The sequence below is a fragment of the Solimonas flava DSM 18980 genome, assembly GCF_000426685.1.
Lineage (GTDB): Bacteria > Pseudomonadota > Gammaproteobacteria > Nevskiales > Nevskiaceae > Solimonas > Solimonas flava.
The window spans coordinates 76,303-93,890 of the sequence record NZ_AUFV01000012.1 but is presented as its reverse complement, the minus strand read 5'-3'; the positions used below and the strand labels follow the sequence as shown (position 1 = coordinate 93,890).

Annotated in this window: 11 protein-coding genes; 9 read left to right on the top strand and 2 right to left on the bottom strand. The window is 72.0% G+C overall.

Annotated features, from left to right (window positions below; translation table 11 throughout):
• Positions 1-252 precede the first annotated feature (252 nt).
• The 7 genes from K343_RS0113730 to bcsG all read left to right on the top strand — a co-directional run bounded on the left by K343_RS0113730 (position 253) and on the right by bcsG (position 8,586).
• On the top strand, positions 253-1,647 hold the full coding sequence (locus tag K343_RS0113730) for a TAXI family TRAP transporter solute-binding subunit (protein ID WP_028008577.1): 1,395 nt from the start codon (positions 253-255) through the stop codon (positions 1,645-1,647).
• Positions 1,648-1,732: 85 nt separating this feature from the next.
• Positions 1,733-1,924, top strand: a complete 192-nt coding sequence (gene bcsR / locus K343_RS0113725; protein ID WP_028008576.1) for a cellulose biosynthesis protein BcsR — start codon at positions 1,733-1,735, stop codon at positions 1,922-1,924.
• Positions 1,921-3,501, top strand: a complete 1,581-nt coding sequence (locus K343_RS23505) for a BcsE family c-di-GMP-binding protein (RefSeq protein WP_161628895.1) — start codon at positions 1,921-1,923, stop codon at positions 3,499-3,501. The genes bcsR and K343_RS23505 overlap by 4 nt, the downstream gene beginning before the upstream one ends.
• The gene (locus K343_RS0113715) at positions 3,498-3,713 is read left to right on the top strand and encodes a hypothetical protein (protein WP_028008574.1); all 216 of its coding nucleotides are present in this window, start codon (positions 3,498-3,500) and stop codon (positions 3,711-3,713) included. The genes K343_RS23505 and K343_RS0113715 overlap by 4 nt, the downstream gene beginning before the upstream one ends.
• 7 nt (positions 3,714-3,720) lie before the next feature.
• A complete protein-coding gene (gene bcsQ, locus K343_RS0113710; RefSeq protein WP_028008573.1) occupies positions 3,721-4,461 on the top strand; it encodes a cellulose biosynthesis protein BcsQ in 741 nt (246 codons plus the stop codon).
• The gene (gene bcsA, locus K343_RS0113705) at positions 4,458-7,001 is read left to right on the top strand and encodes a UDP-forming cellulose synthase catalytic subunit (protein ID WP_028008572.1); all 2,544 of its coding nucleotides are present in this window, start codon (positions 4,458-4,460) and stop codon (positions 6,999-7,001) included. Before bcsQ ends, bcsA begins: the two co-directional genes overlap by 4 nt.
• 7 nt (positions 7,002-7,008) lie before the next feature.
• Positions 7,009-8,586, top strand: a complete 1,578-nt coding sequence (gene bcsG, locus K343_RS0113700) for a cellulose biosynthesis protein BcsG (RefSeq protein ID WP_028008571.1) — start codon at positions 7,009-7,011, stop codon at positions 8,584-8,586.
• Here bcsG and K343_RS0113695 read toward each other — a convergent pair.
• Positions 8,580-12,116 (bottom strand): cellulose biosynthesis protein BcsC, encoded by a 3,537-nt coding sequence (locus K343_RS0113695; RefSeq protein ID WP_028008570.1) that lies wholly within the window; start codon positions 12,114-12,116, stop codon positions 8,580-8,582. The two genes, bcsG and K343_RS0113695, sit on opposite strands and share 7 nt — an antisense overlap.
• 12 nt (positions 12,117-12,128) lie before the next feature.
• On the bottom strand, positions 12,129-14,372 hold the full coding sequence (gene bcsB, locus K343_RS22140; protein ID WP_161628894.1) for a cellulose biosynthesis cyclic di-GMP-binding regulatory protein BcsB: 2,244 nt from the start codon (positions 14,370-14,372) through the stop codon (positions 12,129-12,131).
• Positions 14,373-14,757: 385 nt separating this feature from the next.
• On the opposite strand from bcsB, the gene K343_RS22135 reads away from it, so the two are divergent.
• Complete coding sequence (locus K343_RS22135) at positions 14,758-16,173, top strand: alkaline phosphatase family protein (RefSeq protein ID WP_051278402.1); 1,416 nt, start codon at positions 14,758-14,760, stop codon at positions 16,171-16,173.
• Positions 16,174-16,323: 150 nt separating this feature from the next.
• Entirely contained in the window at positions 16,324-17,583 is a 1,260-nt protein-coding gene (locus K343_RS0113680; RefSeq protein WP_028008569.1) for an alkaline phosphatase family protein, read from the top strand.
• Positions 17,584-17,588: the final 5 nt, after the last annotated feature.

Sequence of the window (17,588 nt, the reverse complement as noted above, 5' to 3'; positions counted from 1 at the left end):
ATGCTGAGACGTCACTGGCGACGTGCGCCGCGGGCGGGCGTCGTCGCCACCGGCGCCTCGCCATGACGAGGTGCGACGTTTTCAGCAGTTCACTGCGCGCCGGCGCACGAGCGCCTGCCGAGCGCCGCGCGATCGTCGGCGCCGCGATGCGCCGTGATGCGCCGCGAAGCACCGCGCTCGCGGCCGGCGCGGCATTGATCGTCGCCGCCGTTCTGGCAAGCTGCGCGCCGGAACCTTGCAGGAAGCCCCGTTGTGACCAACGCTGAAGCCGGGAAGAACGGCAAGATCGAAGGCGTGCGCCGCCGCCTGCTCGGCCTGCGGCCGGTGTCGCTGGTGTCGTGGCGCGACGCGATCGCGACGCTGACGCCGATCGTGCTGCTCAGCGCCGCGGCGATCTTCGCGACCCTGCACTTCGTGCGGCCGGCGCCGCCGCTGCATCTGCTCATGGCCGGCGGCCCGGACGGCAGCAACTTCCGCGCGGTCGCCGAGCGCTACCGGCAGATCCTCGCGCGCAACGGCATCGAGCTGCAGGTGCTGTCCTCGCACGGCTCGGCGGACAACCTCGACATGCTGGCGGAGAACAAGGTCGACATCGCGCTCGTGCAGTCCGGCGTGACGCGCGACGGCGACGTTTCGGACATCGTTTCGCTCGGCACCATGTTCCGCCAGCCGGTGACGATCTTCTACCGCGCGCCGAAGCCGATCGAGCGCCTGTCGCAGCTGGCCGGCCAGCGCATCGCCGTCGGCCACGAGGGCAGCGGCACGCGCGTGCTGGCGATGGCGCTGCTCGACGGCAACGGCATCGAGCCCGGCGGCGCGACGCAGTTCTTCGATCTCGAAGGCGGCGACGCGGCGGCGGCGCTGCTGGCGCGCAAGATCGACGCGGCGTTCCTGTCCGGCGACTCGGCCAACCTCGGCGCCGTGCGCGATCTGCTGCATGCCGCCGGCATCCGCCTGTTCGACTTCGCGCAGGGCGAGGCCTACGAGCGCCGCTATCGCTATCTCAACCGCTTCGAGCTGCCGCCGGGCGCCTTCGATCTCGGCGCCAACCTGCCGGACCATCGCATCACGATGCTGGCGCCGACCGTCGAGCTGCTCGCGCACGCGGACCTGCATCCGGCGCTGTCCGATCTGCTGGTCGAGGCCGCGCAGGAAGTGCACGGCCGCGGCACGCTGATGCAGAACCCCGGCGAGTTCCCGCACGCGATCGAGCACGATTACCCGATGAGCGACGACGCGGCGCGCTACTACAAGTCCGGCAAGGGCCTGGCGTACCGCTATCTGCCGTTCTGGCTCGCCAGCCTCGTCAATCGCGCCGCGGTGGTGCTGCTGCCGATCGTCGTCGTGCTGATCCCCGGTCTGCGCTTCGCGCCGTATCTGTACGGCTGGCGTATCCGTCGCCGCATCTACAAGCACTACGGCGAGCTGATGGCGCTGGAGCGCGCGATGCTGGAGCCGATGACGCCGGAGCAGCGCGCCGCGCTGCTCGCTCAGCTCGACAGGATCGAGAAGTCGGTGGTCGGCACCAAGATGCCCGGCGCGTTCGCCGACCAGGCCTACATCCTGCGCCGCCACATCCATTTCGTGCGCGACGGCCTGAACGCCGGCGCGCCGCGCGAGGACGACGAGGTAGCGCTGCTGCGCTGAGCCGGCCGACGGCCGGTCTCGAAAGCGGCGCAACACGGCGCCGCGCTTTGTTGCGCGGGTCTGTGGCATTGCGCATGCTGTCCGCGTGAACGACGAACCGGCCGCCGACAACGACATCGCCCGACTCCAGGCGCATCTGGGGGCGCCGGGCAGCCTGCGCTATGTCGACCAGCGCGAGCTCGATGCGGTGGCGCTTGCGCGCTCGCGCTGGCCGCTGCTGAGCGCATTGCAGGCGGAGCGATGCGCGGCGAACGCCGGGCCGGAGGCCGCGGCTTGACGGCGCCGGCGGCGACGCCGCTGGGCATCGCCGGTCTGCCGCCCGCAGCCGGCGCGCTGCGTCCCGGCGCCTGCTATGGCTTTGCCTGCGATCCGCATCCGCCGTCGGCGCTGCTGCTCGGCCTCGTGCGCGCGGCGGCCGGCGCCAAGCGTCCCGTGCTCGTGCTCTGCGCCGAGCCTGCCGCGCTCGCCGCGGAGCTGGCGGGGCAGGGCATCGAAATCCGCCGCGCGCATCAGCGCGGCAGCCTGCGCTGGCTGCAATGGCAGGCGGACGCCGTGGCCCGCGGCAACCGCGCCGGGCCGCTGCAGCTGTTCGACGAGCTCGATCACTACGGCTGCGCCGACGGCACGCTGGTCGTCGTCTGGGGGCTGCATAGCCTGCCATCGTCGGCGTCCGCCGCCGATTGCGCCGCGTGGGCACGCGCGCGGCGCGCCTCGCTGCTGCTGGTCGCCGATGGCGTTGACGAGGCCGCGGCGGCGCGCGCGGCGCTCGACGGCGACGCGGTGATGCGCGCCGGCGACGAGCAGTGGGTCTTGCGCCTGAGCCGCTGGAACAGCCCCGCCGGACACCCCGAACCGGCGCTGCCCGAACAAAAACTGAAGCTCGGCGACGACGGCGCGCTGACGGTGATCCTCGACGACGCCGCCGAGCGGGCGCGCTGGATGCAGGTGGCGACGACGGCGGCGGATCGCACGCACGTGTTCATCACCGAGCGTGCGGCCGACGGTCACGGCGCATGGCCGGCGGACTGGACCCTCGTCGACGACGGCGCGGCGCTCGAAGCCGCGGCCGCCGGCGCGCAGGCGGCCTGCTGCATTCTCGACTACGCCGATCTGCAGGCCCAGGCGGCGCTGGCCCGGCGCGTGCATCGCCTGCGCGAGCAGGCCGGGCGCGCGCTGAAGATCGTGGTCCGCGCCTGCGGCCTGCGCCTGCGTCACGGCCAGATCCAGCTGCTGCTGGCGCTCGGCGCCAACGCCGTCGTCGACGGCGGGGCGGCGCCGGCGATGCTGGTCGAACGCGTGGCGGCGCTGCAGGGCCGGATCTACGAGCGCCCGCTGGAACTCGACGTCGAGCAGGCCCTCGCCGCGGCGATGCCGCTGCGCGGCGGCTATCTGCCGCTGCCGGCCTTCGCCGACGAGGTCGAGCACGCGATGCGCACCGTGGTTGGCGACGACAGCGTGCTGGTCCGCCTGGTGCCGCTGCCCGATCTGCCGCTGGTCGACGCGCTGCGCTATTGCCAGCCGCGCCGCCCCGGCGACTGCTTCAGCGCCGACGAGCGCGAGGCGTATCTGTTCCTGCCCGGCTGCCCAGCGACGGAGATCGAGGCCGTGCTCGAACGGATCTTCACGCGCGCGCCCGGCGACCTGTTCCTCGGCTATCTGCTCCAGGTCGGAGCGGGCCCGATCGGCGAGGCGATGCGCAGCTTGCGCGCGCGCGCGGCGGCGCAGCCGCCGGTCGATTTCAGCGCCGCGCTGCTGCGGATTCCGTTGCGCCAGGAGGCCGAGCCGGCTCCGGTCGAGGCGCCGGTGCCGCGCACGGTGCATGCCGCGCCGCGCCGCGCAGGGGGCGCGGCATGAGCGGTGCCGCCGTGCTCGCCGTGAAGCTGGCCGGGGCCGCGCTGCTGCTGTCCGGCGTGCTGCTCGGCGTCTTCTTCGCCGCCTGGCGACAGGCGCCGCCGCGCTGGCGCCCGCGCCTGCGCCGTCTGCGCCGCCGCCTGCTCGGCCGCGCCTGGCGTCCGGTGCTGCTCGAACCATGGACGCCGCCGGATTCCGGCGCGGCGCGCCCGTGAGGCCGGCATGAAACTCGTGGCCGTCGTCTCGCCCTGCGGCGGTGTCGGGCGCAGCATGCTGACCGCCGCGCTCGCCGATGCGCTGCAGCGACGCGGGCATCCGGTGCTGGCGATCGACTGCGATCCACACAACGATCTGGCCCTGCACCTGGGGGCGACGGCGCGCCCGCAGCGCGGCTTCCTCGCGGCGATCTGCGACGGCACGGACTGGCGCGAGACCGCGCTGGCCAATTCGGACGGCGTGCAGTTCGTGCCGGCCGGCGCCGCCGGCGACGATCTGGCCTCGGCCTGCGCGGTCGCGCTCGGCGCCGATCCCGAGGGGCTGCGCAGCCGCTTCGACGTCGGCGAATGGCAGGACAGCGCCATCGTCCTGGTCGACACGCCGTCGCTGCCGTCGCGGCTGGCCGCGCAGGTGGCGGCCGTCGCCGACCGCGTGCTCGCGGTTCTCGGCGCCGACCCGATTTCGTTCGGCGGGCTGGCACGCACCGAGGTCCTGCAGCCGGATCGCGTGCATTACGTGCTCAACGGCTTCGAGCCGAATCGCCCCTTGCAGAACGACATTCGCGTGCTGCTGCGCCGCGAACTCGGCGAGCGCCTGGCGCCCTACGCCGTGCACCGCGACGGCAGCGTCGCCGACGCGCTGGCGCGCAACCGCGCGCTGCTCGTCGACGCGCCGGGCAGCCAGGCCGCCGCCGACCTGCAACTGCTGGCGTCGTGGCTGCTGCGCTCGCTGGGCGTGACGGCGTGAACGCCGACGCGTTGCTGGGCCGGCTCGCGGCGCCGCTCGGCGTGCGCCATCCGCGCGTGCTGCGCGAATGGCTGCGCAACCTCTTCGTGCTGCCGGCCGAGCAGACGCGGCCGTGGCCGGCCTGGCTGGTGCTGCTGGCCGCGCCGCCGCTGCGTCTGGCCGCGCGTGAACTGGGCGTCGCGCAGCCGGATTCGGCGCGCGACTGGATCATGGCGCTGCTGTTGTTCCGTCTGCCGCTCGACGCCGCGCCGATGCCCGCCCCGCGCGCGCCGCTGCTGCGCGCGCTGCACGAGCTCGGCGGCGCCTGTGCGGCGCTGCTGCATCTGCTGCTGTGGCCGTTCCGGCGCTTCGAGCAGTTGCTCGATCGCTACGATTTCCGGCCGGCGAGCCGGCGCCTGCACCGGTTCGCCGATCGCGTCGACGCCGTGCCCGTGCCGCTGCGCGTCGTCGCCGGCGTGCTGTGCGCCGTCCTGCTGTGGGTTTGCGCGACCACGCCGCTCGGCTACGCCGAGCAGCTGCTGCTCGGCGCGCTGATGTGGACCAGCGCGCTGATGCTGCGGCGCCTGCCCGGCAATCTGCCGACGCTGGTGCTGATCGCCTTCTCGCTGATCGCGTCGAGCCGCTACATCTGGTGGCGTCTGACCCACACGCTCGATCTGCAGACCGACTTCGACCGCCTGTTCGGCTACGGCCTGATCGCGGCCGAGTGCTACACTTGGCTCATCCTCGCGCTCGGCTATCTGCAGTACTGCTGGCCGCTGCACCGCAAGCCGGTGTCGCTGCCGGCCGACACCGCGCTGTGGCCGACCGTCGACGTCTTCGTGCCGACCTACAACGAACCGCTGCGCGTGGTGCGGCCGACGGTGCTCGCCGCGCTCGGCATGGACTGGCCGCGCGACAAGCTGCGCGTCCACATCCTCGACGACGGACGGCGCGACGAGTTCCGCGCCTTCGCCGCCGAGTGCGGCGCGCGCTACCTGACGCGGCCGGACAACGCCCACGCCAAGGCCGGCAACCTCAATCACGCGCTCGGCCAGACCGACGGCGAGCTGATCGCGATCTTCGACTGCGACCACATCCCGGTGCGCTCGTTCCTGCAGACCACGGTCGGCTGGATGCTCGCCGATCCGAAGTGCGCGATGCTGCAGACGCCGCATCATTTCTTCTCGCCGGACCCGTTCGAACGCAACCTCGGCACCTTCCGCCGCGTGCCGAACGAGGGCAGCCTGTTCTACGGCCTCGTGCAGGACGGCAACGACCTGTGGAACGCGACCTTCTTCTGCGGCTCCTGCGCGGTGCTGCGCCGCAAGCCGCTGGAGGAAGTCGGCGGCATCGCCATCGAGACCGTCACCGAGGACGCGCACACGGCGCTGAAGATGCAGCGCCGCGGCTACAACACCGCCTACATCCGCCTCACGCAGGCCGCCGGCCTGGCCACCGACAGCCTGTCGATCCACGTCGGCCAGCGCATCCGCTGGGCGCGCGGCATGGCGCAGATCTTCCGTCTCGACAATCCGCTGTTCGGCCCGGGCCTGACGTTCTTCCAGCGGCTCTGCTACAGCAACGCCATGCTGCATTTCTTCAACGGCCTGCCGCGCCTGGTCTTCCTGACCGCACCGCTGGCCTATCTGTACTTCGAGATGCACGTCATCAACGCGGCGGCGGCGACGCTGGTCACCTACGCGCTGCCGCATCTGTTCCTCGCCAATCTCACCAACTCGCGCGTGCAGGGCCGCTACCGGCACTCGTTCTGGGCCGAGGCCTACGAGACGGTGCTGGCCTGGTACATCGCCTGGCCGACCACGGTGGCGCTGTTCCGCCCGCATGCCGGCAGCTTCAACGTCACCGCCAAGGGCGGCCTCGTCGAGCGCGACTACTTCGACTGGCGCATCGCCATGCCGTATCTCGTGCTGATGGTCGCCAACGTCGTCGGCGTGGCGCTCGGCGTCGTGCGCCTGGTCGACTGGAACCGCTTCGAACCGGCGACGGTGCTGATGAACATGGCCTGGGCGGCGTACAGCCTGATCATGCTCGGCGCGGCGCTCGGCGTGGCGGCGGAAATGCGCCAGGTGCGCGTCGCCTCGCGCGTGCCGCTGCGCGTGCCGGCCTCGCTCTATCTGCCGGACGGCTGCGCGCTGGCCTGCACGACCAGCGATTACTCGATCCAGGGCCTGGGTCTGGTTGCCTCCGCGCCGGTCGAGCTGGCGCGCGGCACGCCGGTGCGGGTGCTGCTGCGGCACGGCGACCAGGAGTTTTCGTTCGGCGCGCAGGTGGCGGCCGTCCAGGGCCAGCATCTCGGCGTGCTGCTCGACGAAATGAGCGTCGAGCAGGAGAGCCGGCTGCTGCTCTGCACCTTCGGCCGTGCCGATGCCTGGCTCGACTGGAACGAGCAGACGACGCCGGACCGGCCGCTGGCCAGTCTCGCCGAGATCATCCGCTTCGGCGGCCTGGGCTACGTGCGCCTGTTCGAATCGCTGCTGCGCGGTCTGCGGCGTGCCGTCGCGACGCGCCGCGCCGCCACGGCGCCGCAGCCGGCCTGAGGGTGCCATGGGATTCTGGAGCTTCTACTTCTTCGCCAAGCTGCTGCTGTACTACCGCGGCGACATCGGCTTTCACGTGCTCTACAACCTCGGCTTCGCGGCGCTGACGGCGTGGCCGCTGCGGCGGCGCTGGCTGCGCGTGAGCCGCCAGGTGCTCGCCGTGCCGCTCGGCCTTTCGCTGCTCTACTACGACTCCTTCCTGCCGCCGATCCGTCGCGTGCTGGCCACGGCCGGCGACGTGATGACGTTCTCCGGCGCCTATCTGCTGGAGCTGGCGTCGCGCTTCTTCAATCCGCACGTGGCGCTGGGGCTCGTCGCGCTGCTGCTGGTCTGGCTGCTGCTCGCGCACCGCCTGCGCATGGCGACGTTCGCCGTCATCGGCATTCTGAGCGTGCCGGCGGTCGGCGCGCTGCAGCAGCTGCGCGTCGCGGCGCCGGCGGTGGCGACGTCGGGCGCGCCCGGCGTCGCCGCGCCGGCCGGCGCGACCGAGCCGCTGACCGATGCCTCGCTGACGGCCCGCCTGCAGGCCTTCTACGCCAGTGAAGCGCCGCGCCGCGTGCGCTTCACGCCGCCGCCGGCCGACAGCGCACCGTTCGACGTGCTGATCGTGCACGTCTGCTCGCTGGCCTGGGACGATCTGCAGTACGTCGGCGCGCAGGACCATGCGCTGATCAAGCGCTTCGACCTGCTGCTGCGCAACTTCAATACGGCGGCGAGCTACAGCGGGCCGGCGGCGATTCGCGTGCTGCGCAGCGCCTGCGGGCAGACCTCGCACGCAGCGCTGTACAAGCCGGACCCGCCCGAGTGTCACCTGATGGCCGATCTCGCGGCGGCCGGCTTCGAGCCGCACTGGACGATGAACCACGACGGCCATTTCGGCGATTTCGTCGGTGATGTGCGCGCCAACCTCGGCGTCGCCGCCAGCCAGGACGTCGACCCCGGCGCGCGCGTCGCGATGCACGCTTTCGACGGCTCGCCGATCTACGACGACTACGACGTGCTGTCGCGCTGGTGGCAGAAGCGGCAGGCCCTGCCGGCGTCGCGCGTCGCGCTGTTCTACAACACGGTGACGCTGCACGACGGCAACCGCATCGACGGTTACCGTCCGGCGAACTCGCACGACAGCTACCAGCGGCGCGTGACGATGTTCCTCGACGATATCGGCCGCTTCTTCGATCTGGTTGCGCAGTCGGGGCGGCGCGCGGTCGTCGTCGTCGTGCCCGAGCACGGCGCCGCGGTGCGCGGCGACCGCATGCAGATTTCCGGCCTGCGCGAGATCCCGACGCCGGCGATCACGCTGGCGCCGGTCGGCGTCAAGCTGATCGGCCCGGGCTATGCCGCGCAGCCGCAGCGCGCCGTCGAGACGCCGACGGCGCTGCTCGCGGTGGCGCAGCTGCTGGAGAATCTGATCGCCGATGCGCCGTTTGCCGGCGGCGAGGCGCTCGCCGCGGCGGCGGCCAACCTGCCGCAGACCGAAGCGGTGTCCGAGAACGAGCAGACGGTGCTGATGCGCGTCGGCAGCGACTACCAGATGCGCACGCCGGACGGCGCCTGGACGCGCTACGACACCCGCAGCGATCAGTAGTCGGCGTAGGGGCGCGGCGGCTCCGGCGGCGCGCGCAGCACGGTGCCGGGCAGCAGCAGGCGGCGCACGTAGAGCGTGAGGAAATTCGGCTCGTAGTAGTCGGAGCGGTCGAGCGCGCCGCGCAGGCCGATCGCCCAGTCGCCATCCAGCGCGTATTCGATGCGCGCCTGCAGGCTGCGGCCCCAGCCGCTGCTCGAACCGCCGTCGTAGACCGGCCGCGTGTAATGCGGCGGCAGCGGCGACAGCGCGGCGCGGGCCTGCAGCGCCGCGTCGTCCGGATAGAACGGCGCGTCGTCCTCGCGGCTGTTGGTGTGCGACAGCGCCGCCTGCAGCTGATAGCTCCAGCGCTCGCTGTGGCCCTGCCATTCGAGCGGCAGGCTCAGCGACAGATAGCGCTGCGGGCTGTAGTAGCCGCCGTGGCCGAGCGTGTAGTAGCGCAGGTTCTTCTCGTAGTCCCAGTAACGGACGCCGAGGCCGATGTAGACGCGCTGCGCATTGCGGTCGTAGAGCCGGTAGTCGGCGCCGGCGCTGCCGCCGATGTAACGGTTGTCGGCGACGTTGCGGCCGTCCAGATACGACGCGCCGAGCGACGCGCGCCAGCTCAGCGCGCCGCCGTACTGCGCGAGGCCGAGCGTCAGGCCGTTCTCGCGTACGCCGCCCCAAATCTCGTGCGTGACCGGATCGCGCGTGCCGGCGTAGGACAGCAGCGTGCTCGTCACCGGGCGCCGCGCGAGGTCGATCGAGTAGTCGAGCGGGCCGAGCTCGCCGTCGTAGCGGATGCCGCCGAGCAGGTCCTGCACCGGAAAGCCGAGCGGGCTGGTGCCGAGATCGAGGCGCAGGCCGCCGCTGGTGTAGCCGACGGCGAGCGCGACGCCGGTGGCCGATTGCTCCAGTCCGGACGGGAACGCCAGGACCGCGTCCGGGCCGCTCGCCTGCACGCTGCCGAAGAGCGAGGCGTCGTCGTAATTGCCGGGCAGGCGGCCGGCGTCGAGATCGACGACGTCGGCATGCGCGAACAGCTGGCCGTCGTAGCGCCAGGGCCAGCTGATCTCGACCGGCAGCTGCAGGCTGCGCGTGTCCGAGTAGCCGGGCTCGCCGGCCTTGCTCTGCCAGTCGAGGCCGGCGATCACTTCGGCATGGCGCTGCGCGGCGAGTCCGGCGAGCGCGGCGCTGAGCGCGGCGTCGTCGGGACGCTGCGCCAGCGCCGCGCGGTATTCGCGCACCGCGCGCGTGTCGTGGCCGGACAGCTCGCTGAGCCGCGCCGACTGCGCGAGCCAGTCGGCGTCGCGCGGGCCGGCGGCGCCGGCCGCATCGAGGGCGCGGCGCGCGGCTTCGTAGTCGCCGAGCGCCTGCAGGCGGCGCGCGGCGCTGCGCAGCACCGCGGCGTCGCCGCTGGCGTGCTGCAGGGCGACGTCGATCTCGGCGCGCGCCGCCTTGCGCTGCCCGCTTTCCTCGAGCGTGCGCGCATGGTCGAGACGCAGGCCGGCGTCGTCCGGGCTGCCGGCGAGCAGCTGCGCGTACTGGCTCTCGGCCTGCGGCCAGCGCTGCTGCGCGGCGAGCGCGTCGGCGTACAGGCGACGCAGGCCGGCGTCGCCGCTCTGCCCGAGGGCCTGCTCGTAGACGGCCAGCTGCGCCTGCGGATCGCCCTTGGCGAGCGCGGCGTCGGCCTCGCGCTGCACGAGCCCGCGGCGCAGCGAGGCGGCCGCGGCGGCGACCGTGGCCGGCGCGTCGGCCGGCAGCGCATCGAGCGCCTTGCGCAAGGCGGCGTCGTCACCGGCGGCTTCGAGCACGCGCAGGCGCGCCACGCCGAGTTCGGCGCGGCCGGCGGCGTCGGTCGCCGCCTGCGGGGCGTCGAGCACCGCCAGCGCGGCTTCGGCATCGCCGATCGCGACCCAGTACTGCGCCAGTTGCCCGAGCAGGGCGGGGTCATGGCCGGCGGCCAGCTGCGCGGTGAGCAAATGGTTCTGCGCCGCCGCCAGATCGCCGCCGCGCTGCGCCTCGACGGCCGCGCGTCCGGATACGGCGACCTGCAGGCTCGCGTACTGGCGCTGCATGCCGGCGCTGCGCTGCGCCGCCGGCACCGCCTGCAGGGCCTGCAGCGCGTCGGCGTCGGCGTCGATCGCCGACAGGTACAGCGATTGCGCGTAACGGCTGTCGGCATCGGCCGGCGCGAGCGCGGTGCCCTCGGCCATCAGGGTGCGGCCGCGCTCGGCCTGGCCGAGCCGTGCGTAGCCGCGCGCCAGCGCGTAGCGCAGCCAGGGATCGTCGGGCGTGGCCTGCAGGGCCTGGGCGAGATCGGCGACGCCGGCCTCGGTCCGGCCTTCGGTGAGCGCCTGCTCGCCGCGCGCTTCGTAGAGCACGGCGCGGGCGCGGCTGACGTCGGTGCTCGCGTCCGGCGCCTGTGCCAGGAAGGCGTCGGCGACCGCGAAGCCTTCGTCGTAGCGTCGCAGCGCGGCCAGCGTGCGCACGCGGCCGAGCAGGGTGCGCGCGAGCGTCGGTTCGCGCGCTGCCGCCTGCTCGTAGACGGCCAGCGCCTCGGCCAGCGCGCCGCTTTCACGCAGGCGGTCGCCTTCGTCGGCGGCGGCGCGCGCTTCGGCCTGCGCCTGCCGGCGGGCCCGCTGCGCTTCGGCTTCGGCCGCGGCCTGCGCTGCGGCGCGCTGCCGCGCTTCGGCCTCGGCGAGCGCGTTCGCCTTGCGCGCCTCGGCTTCGGCGGCGGTTTCCGCCGGCGCGGCGGCGCTGGCCGCTTCTGCGGCGGCGGGTGCCGCCGCGGCGCGGCTCGGCACCTGCAAGGCCGGCGCGTCGTCCGGCGCCAGACGCGCGTAGCGCGCCCGCATCGCCGGCGTGACTTCGCCGGGGCCGGCGTCTTCGAGCGCCTCCTTCCAGGCGTTCATCACCGGCTCGTGGCGGACGTCGTCGCGCTCGGCGAGCTCGGCGAACAGGGCCAGCGCCCGCGGCCGTGTGGCGGGTCGCGTGGCCAGATGCTCGGCGAGCGCCAGCAGGTAGCGCGGATCGGTGGGATTGTCGGCGACGAGTTTTTCGAAGCCGTCGCGGGCGGCGTTCCAGCCGTTCGGCGTGCGGCCGATCACCCGGTAGTACTCGATGCCGAGATCGTGGCCCGGTGGTCCGTCCGGGAACAGTTCGCGCAGCGCGGCGAGCGCCTGCTCATATTCGGAAATTTCGAGCAGGCGCCGGATCGAAGCGAGCTTGATGCGGTCGCGCGTCAACACGCGATAGGCGGTGTCGAGCTCATGCGTCGCCGCCGCGTCGGGGGCCTGCGCCCGCATCGCGGCGAGGCGCCGGTTGGCGTCCTCGAAGCGGCCCGAGCGCAGCTCCAGCAGGCCCATCTGCAGTGCGATGTCGAGGTCGTCCGGGCGCGAGCGCTGCAGCTTGGTCAGGGAGTCCAGCGCCAGATCGCCGCGGCCGTGCGCCTCCCAGACCCAGGCGCTGCGCCACAGCACCGCGTCCGCGCTGTCGGCGGCCAGCGCGTTGCCGCTCGCGGCGAGCAGGGCGACGGCCAGCAGTCGGCGCATGTCCGGGCGCACTCAGCCGCGCAGGCGCGCCTCGGCCCGCTTGCGCAGGTAGCCGTAGATGCCGAACGCGGAGAGGAAGCCGGCGACCAGCGCGAGCAGCAGCAGCAGCCCCGGATGCCGGGCGAGGTGGAACCAGATGCGGCGCCAGAGGCTGAGGTTGCCGACGTAGTACGGGCGTTCGCCGGCGAAGCTGGCCACCTCCTGTCCGCGCACGATGGCGGTATCGCCGCGGATGCGGCGGATCATGCCCGGCTTGTCGAGCGCCTCGACCAGCGCGTCCTGCGCCTGCGGCGTGTTGGCGACCAGCGCGACGACGCTGCGGCCCGCGCGCAGCGGCGACTCGAAGGCGAGGAAGGCGGCGAGGCTGCCGGTCGTCGTCAGGCTGACGCGGCGGTCGGTCTCGCGGTACGGATCGGGCTGCAGCGCGTCGGCCTTCATCGACGGCGTCGCCGGCGCGTCCTTGAACTGCCGTTTCGCGTCCTGCATCGTCAGGCCGAGTTCGTGTCCCCACTGCGACAGCAGGTCGCCGTTGCGGCCGCGGCCGATCACCAGCAGATCGGCGTCGTGCAGGCCGGCCAGGTCGCGGCTGTCGGCGATGCGCACGCGCAGCGCCGGCGCGCCGGTGATGCGGCCCATGCGGCCGAGCAGGAACAGCATCGTTGCGAGGTCGTGCGCGCCCGGCGCGTCGGGCAGCACGACGGCCGTTTCGGCCAGATCGGCGTAGGTGGTGAACGGGTAGCCGGCGTTGGCGAACAGGGCCAGGTCGGGCAGCGCGGTGTAGTGCGCGAAGCCGCTGATGTCGATCGTCGAATCGGCGTCGATGCCGGCGCGCAGCAGGTCGGTGAAGGTGCCGCGGCAGAGGCCCTGCTTGTCGTATTCGATCGCGTACTGGAACTGCAGCTGGTTGTCGCTGCCGATTTCGAACGCCGGGATTTCGAGCCGACGGTGATCGACGACGCTGCCGTCGCCGAGCACGCTGCCGAGCAGATTGCCGTCCTGGCCCGGCACCGGCGCCTCGCGCAGCGCGTACGAGCGGATCAGCTGATCGTTGAGGCTCAGCGACAGCATCGAATTGCCGCGTACCGCCGGCGGCGTGTAGCGGTAGTAGAGGTCGAGCGGGATGCCGCGATCCCAGAACAGCAGGTCGGGCGGCAGGCGCAGGTTGACGCGGGCCGGGGCCGGCGCGTGGCCGTGCGCCTGCAGGTCCTCGGGATCGTCGACCAGCTCGCCGAGCTTGACCGGGCGGTCGCCGCGCACCCAGTTCGGCGCGTCGTAGGCCGGCCGCCGCTGGCCGAGCTCGACTTTCTGCACCGTGGTCTGCGACCCGCTCAGCGCCGCCTGGCCGAGCACCAGCGCCTCGGCGGCGAGCGCCAGCTGCGCGGCATCGGCGCCCTGCACGACCAGCAGCAGGGACTGCGGCTGCTGCGGACTGCGCAGCATGCTCAGAGTCGGCGCCTGCACGGCCGGCAGATCGAGGCCGCGCGGCCGCTCGGCGTTGGTGGCGAACACCAGCGCGTGGCCGTCCGGCAGCGCGTCGAGCGAGACCGGGAAGTGCGCGCCGCGGTAGCCGGCCAAGGCGCCGAACCACGAGGCGACGATGCCGGCGCTGCGCAGCAGTTCCTTCGACGGCTTGGCCGGCAGCAGCACCGGCAGGTCGAGCCGCTTGTTGTCGCGGCGATCGAAGAACGGTGCCGGCAGCAGCGCGAGGTCCGGCGCCAGCGGCAGCGGCCGCAACCGCAGGTCGAGGCGGCTGCCGGTGCTGATCGTCGCCCACAGGCTGCTGTGCGCGGGGTCCTCGCAATCGCGCGTGTAGTGGCCGATCAGATCGAAGCGCAGACGGTTGAAGTCGCTGAAATACGCCGGGTCGATCGGGATTTCGCGCTCCACCTCCACGCCAGCGTGCTCATGGTCGAGCGGCACGGCGGCGATGACTTCGTCGTTGACGCGGATGCGCAGGTGCGACAGGTCCGGCAGCAGCGCCGGCGAGTAGGTGTAGCGCAGGTGCAGGCTGGCCGCCGTCGCCACCTCGTCGAGGCGGATGCCGAGCGGCACGCCGGCGATGCCCTCGACGCCGCGCAGTTCCAGCGGATCGCTGACGCCGAGTTCGGGGAATCCGATCTGCACGTCGCGGGCCGGCAGCTCCGCCGCCGGCGGCTCCGTTACCGGTGGCGCCGCCGCCGCCGCGAGCATGACGACGCCGGCCAGCGCGGCGGCAAGGAACGGGGATCGCCAGCGGGCGCGGCGCGTGGTCGGCATGGATTCCCCCTGTTGTTGTTCGGACGTCGGACGACGTCGTCGCAGCAGTGTAGCCAAGCCGCCGGCATATCCGTAGCCGCAGGCCGATGCCGGCGGACCGGCGGTGGCGAGACGCCGGCGCTGCGGCGCGCGTGCGCCGCCGCCGGTCGCCGCTGCGACGGACCGCGGGCGGGCGCTGCGCGCGCGGCCCTGGCAGCGTCGCGATCCGCTGCCGGCGGGCACGGCGTGCGCGAGGATGTCGCGGCCGAGGGCGCCGTCGCTCGCGTTCGCCGCCATCGCGGCGTGCTGATTCATTTTTACTAGCGAAGCTGGCGTCTTCTGTCACGGCCATGACAAGCGATATGCCTACGCTTGGCTGTTTTCGGGAATCAAGGCGGAACGCGCGATGGGCAACAACGACAACGGGGCCGGCAAGCCGGTGGATCTGACGCGGCGCAAGGTGCTGGCCGGCATCGCCGCGACGGCGGGCGCGGCGGGTCTGGCGGCCTGCGGCAGTTCGGGCGACTCCAGCGACGACTCGGCGACGCAGCCGCTGCCGGAGCCCGAGGCTTCCGGCATCGACCACATCGTCGTGGTGATGATGGAGAACCGTTCGTTCGACCATTACTTCAGCTGGGTGCCGGGCGCGACGACGGCCAACATGTCCAAGCTCAAGCTGCTCGACAGCGACGGCGGCACGGTTTCGGGTCGGCACCTGACCGACTACCAGAACTGCCAGCTCGCCGATCCGGACCACGGTTACGACGGCGGCCGCACGCATCTGAACGGCGGCAAGATGGACGGCTTCCTGCTGACCCAGCCGGTCGGCGACGATTTCCCGATCGGCTTCTACACGGCCGACGATCTGCCGTTCTACAAGGGCGTGGTCGAGAACTTCACGCTCTGCGACCGCTACTTCACCGGCATCCTCGGCCCGACGCAGCCGAACCGCTATTACATGCACGCCGGCCAGACCGACAAGAAGAGCAACGACATCACCTTCTTCTCGCAGCCGACGGTCTGGGACGGCCTCAAGGGCGTCGGCCGCAGCGGCCGCTACTACTACGGCGACCTCGCCGGCTGGGCGCTGGTCAGCCTCGAATTCGCCGGCCACAACCCGGGCGTCACCAACATCCGTCCGTACTCGCAGTTCCTCTCCGACGCGGCCAGCGGCGATCTCGCCGACGTCACCTACATCGATCCGTCGATGCTCGGCGAAGGCGCCGGCACCTCGAACGACGATCATCCGCTGGCCGACATCCGCAAGGGCCAGGTGCTGCTCAACGAGATCTACGACGCGCTGCGCAGCAGCCCGGCCTGGGAAAAGACGCTGCTGATCATCAACTACGACGAGTGGGGCGGTTTCTACGACCACGTCGAGCCGCCGTTCGCGCCGGTCACGTACGAGGAATACCAGGCCACCGGCAACGACGGCCGCCTGGGTTTCCGCGTGCCGTGCATGGCGATCGGCCCGCGCGTGAAGCGCGGCCACATCGCCAAGCAGCAGATCGATCCGAACTCGATCCTCAACATGATTGCCTGGCGCTTCGGCTTCGCGCCGCTCGGCGCGCGCGGCACCACGTCGATGAACTTCGCGCACATTCTCGACTTCAAGTCGGCGCCGAATCTCGACGCGCCGGCGTTCAACGTGCCGGACGATGCGTCCTACGGCCAGTCCTGCTCCTCGCAGCTGTCCTCGGCCAAGTCCACGATGACGCCCGAGCGCTACGCGGAAGTGCAGCGCCGCCACGCCGAGCACATCGAAGAGTGGCAGGGGCTGGTGCAGGCGGCGCTCGACGCGGGGCTGGTGCCGCCGAACTGAGGGGGGCGCGGCTTGGCGTCTGCTGTCAAACGGCTGACATGCGCGTCAGCTAAAGTGCGGCGTTCGGAAGGGGACCGGACGCCGCACGCACGGCGCCGGCCCCGTACAGCCGCCATGAAGGCGGCCCTGCGTCGTTTCGGGAATCAGCGAATGGACAAGCGGTTTGGTTTGGCGCTGCGCACGCTGCTGGCAGCGCTCGGTCTGGTCGGGCTCGCCGCCTGCGGCGGCAGCAGCGGTGCCGGTGGCGGCTCGACGCCGCAGACCGACAATGTCGGCCATGTCTTCGTCATCGTGATGGAGAACAAGAGCTACGACAAAACCTTCGGCCCCGATACCGCGGCGCCGTATCTCGCCACGCAGCTGCCGAAGATGGGCGCGCTGCTCGAAAACTACTACGCGACCGGTCACGCCAGTCTCGACAACTACATCTCGATGGTCAGCGGCCAGGGGCCGAACGCCGACACGCAGGCCGACTGCGCGGTCGTCTTCGACAGCTTCCTCAGCAACATCGACAGCGACGGCCAGATCCAGGGCCTGAGCTGCATGTATCCCGACACCGTGCCGATGCTCGCCGACCAGTTCCGCGCCGCCGGCATCAGCTGGAAGGGCTACATGCAGGACATGGGCAACGATCCGAGCCGCTACGACTCGGCGCTCGCCGCCTCGGACACGCGTCCGCAGGGCCCGCGCACCTGCGGCCACGCGGCGATCGGCGGCGTCGACAACACGCAGTCGGCGACCGCCGACGACCAGTACGCGATGCGGCACAACCCGTTCATGTACTTCCACAGCGTCATCGACGACCAGCCGTATTGCGACGAGCACGTCGTCAATCTCGACGACGCCTTCGCCGAAGACCTCAAGCGCATCGACACGACGCCGGCGTTCAGCTTCATCACGCCGAATCTCTGCGACGACGGCCACGATTCGAGCTGCGCCGACGGCGAAGTCGGCGGCCTGACCGGCATCGACCGCTTCCTGCAGAAGTGGATTCCGATCATCATGGCCTCGCCGGCCTACCAGAAGGACGGCCTGATCATCGTCACCTACGACGAATCCTCGAACAGCGCGAGCAATTCCGGCGACATGGACGCCTGCTGCGGCGAAAAGGGCACCGGCTGGCAGCTGCTGTTCAAGCCGGGCATCCTCGGCCCGGGCGGCGGCCGCGTCGGCGCCGTGCTGATCTCGCCGTTCATCAAGCCCGGCACGGTGTCGACGCTCGCCTACAACCACTATTCGCTGCTGCGCAGCGTCGAGGACATCTTCGGCCTCGACTACCTCGGCCACGCCAAGGAAGGCAACACCGCGAATTCGGTTTCGCCCTGCGAGCACGACAAGCAGCCGTGCAGCTTCGGCACCGACATCTACACGCGGCAGATGCCGAGCTTCCCGGCGCGCCCGGCGGACTGAGCACG

Bases quoted from the DNA above. Each gene is read 5' to 3' on its own strand.
- K343_RS0113715 (WP_028008574.1), top strand. From the start codon at position 3,498: ATGAGCGGTGCCGCCGTGCTCGCCGTGAAGCTGGCCGGGGCCGCGCTG.
- K343_RS0113680 (WP_028008569.1), top strand. From the start codon at position 16,324: ATGGACAAGCGGTTTGGTTTGGCGCTGCGCACGCTGCTGGCAGCGCTC.
- bcsQ (WP_028008573.1), top strand. From the start codon at position 3,721: ATGAAACTCGTGGCCGTCGTCTCGCCCTGCGGCGGTGTCGGGCGCAGC.
- K343_RS0113695 (WP_028008570.1), bottom strand. From the start codon at position 12,116: ATGCGCCGACTGCTGGCCGTCGCCCTGCTCGCCGCGAGCGGCAACGCG.
- bcsB (WP_161628894.1), bottom strand. From the start codon at position 14,372: ATGCCGACCACGCGCCGCGCCCGCTGGCGATCCCCGTTCCTTGCCGCC.
- bcsG (WP_028008571.1), top strand. From the start codon at position 7,009: ATGGGATTCTGGAGCTTCTACTTCTTCGCCAAGCTGCTGCTGTACTAC.
- K343_RS22135 (WP_051278402.1), top strand. From the start codon at position 14,758: ATGGGCAACAACGACAACGGGGCCGGCAAGCCGGTGGATCTGACGCGG.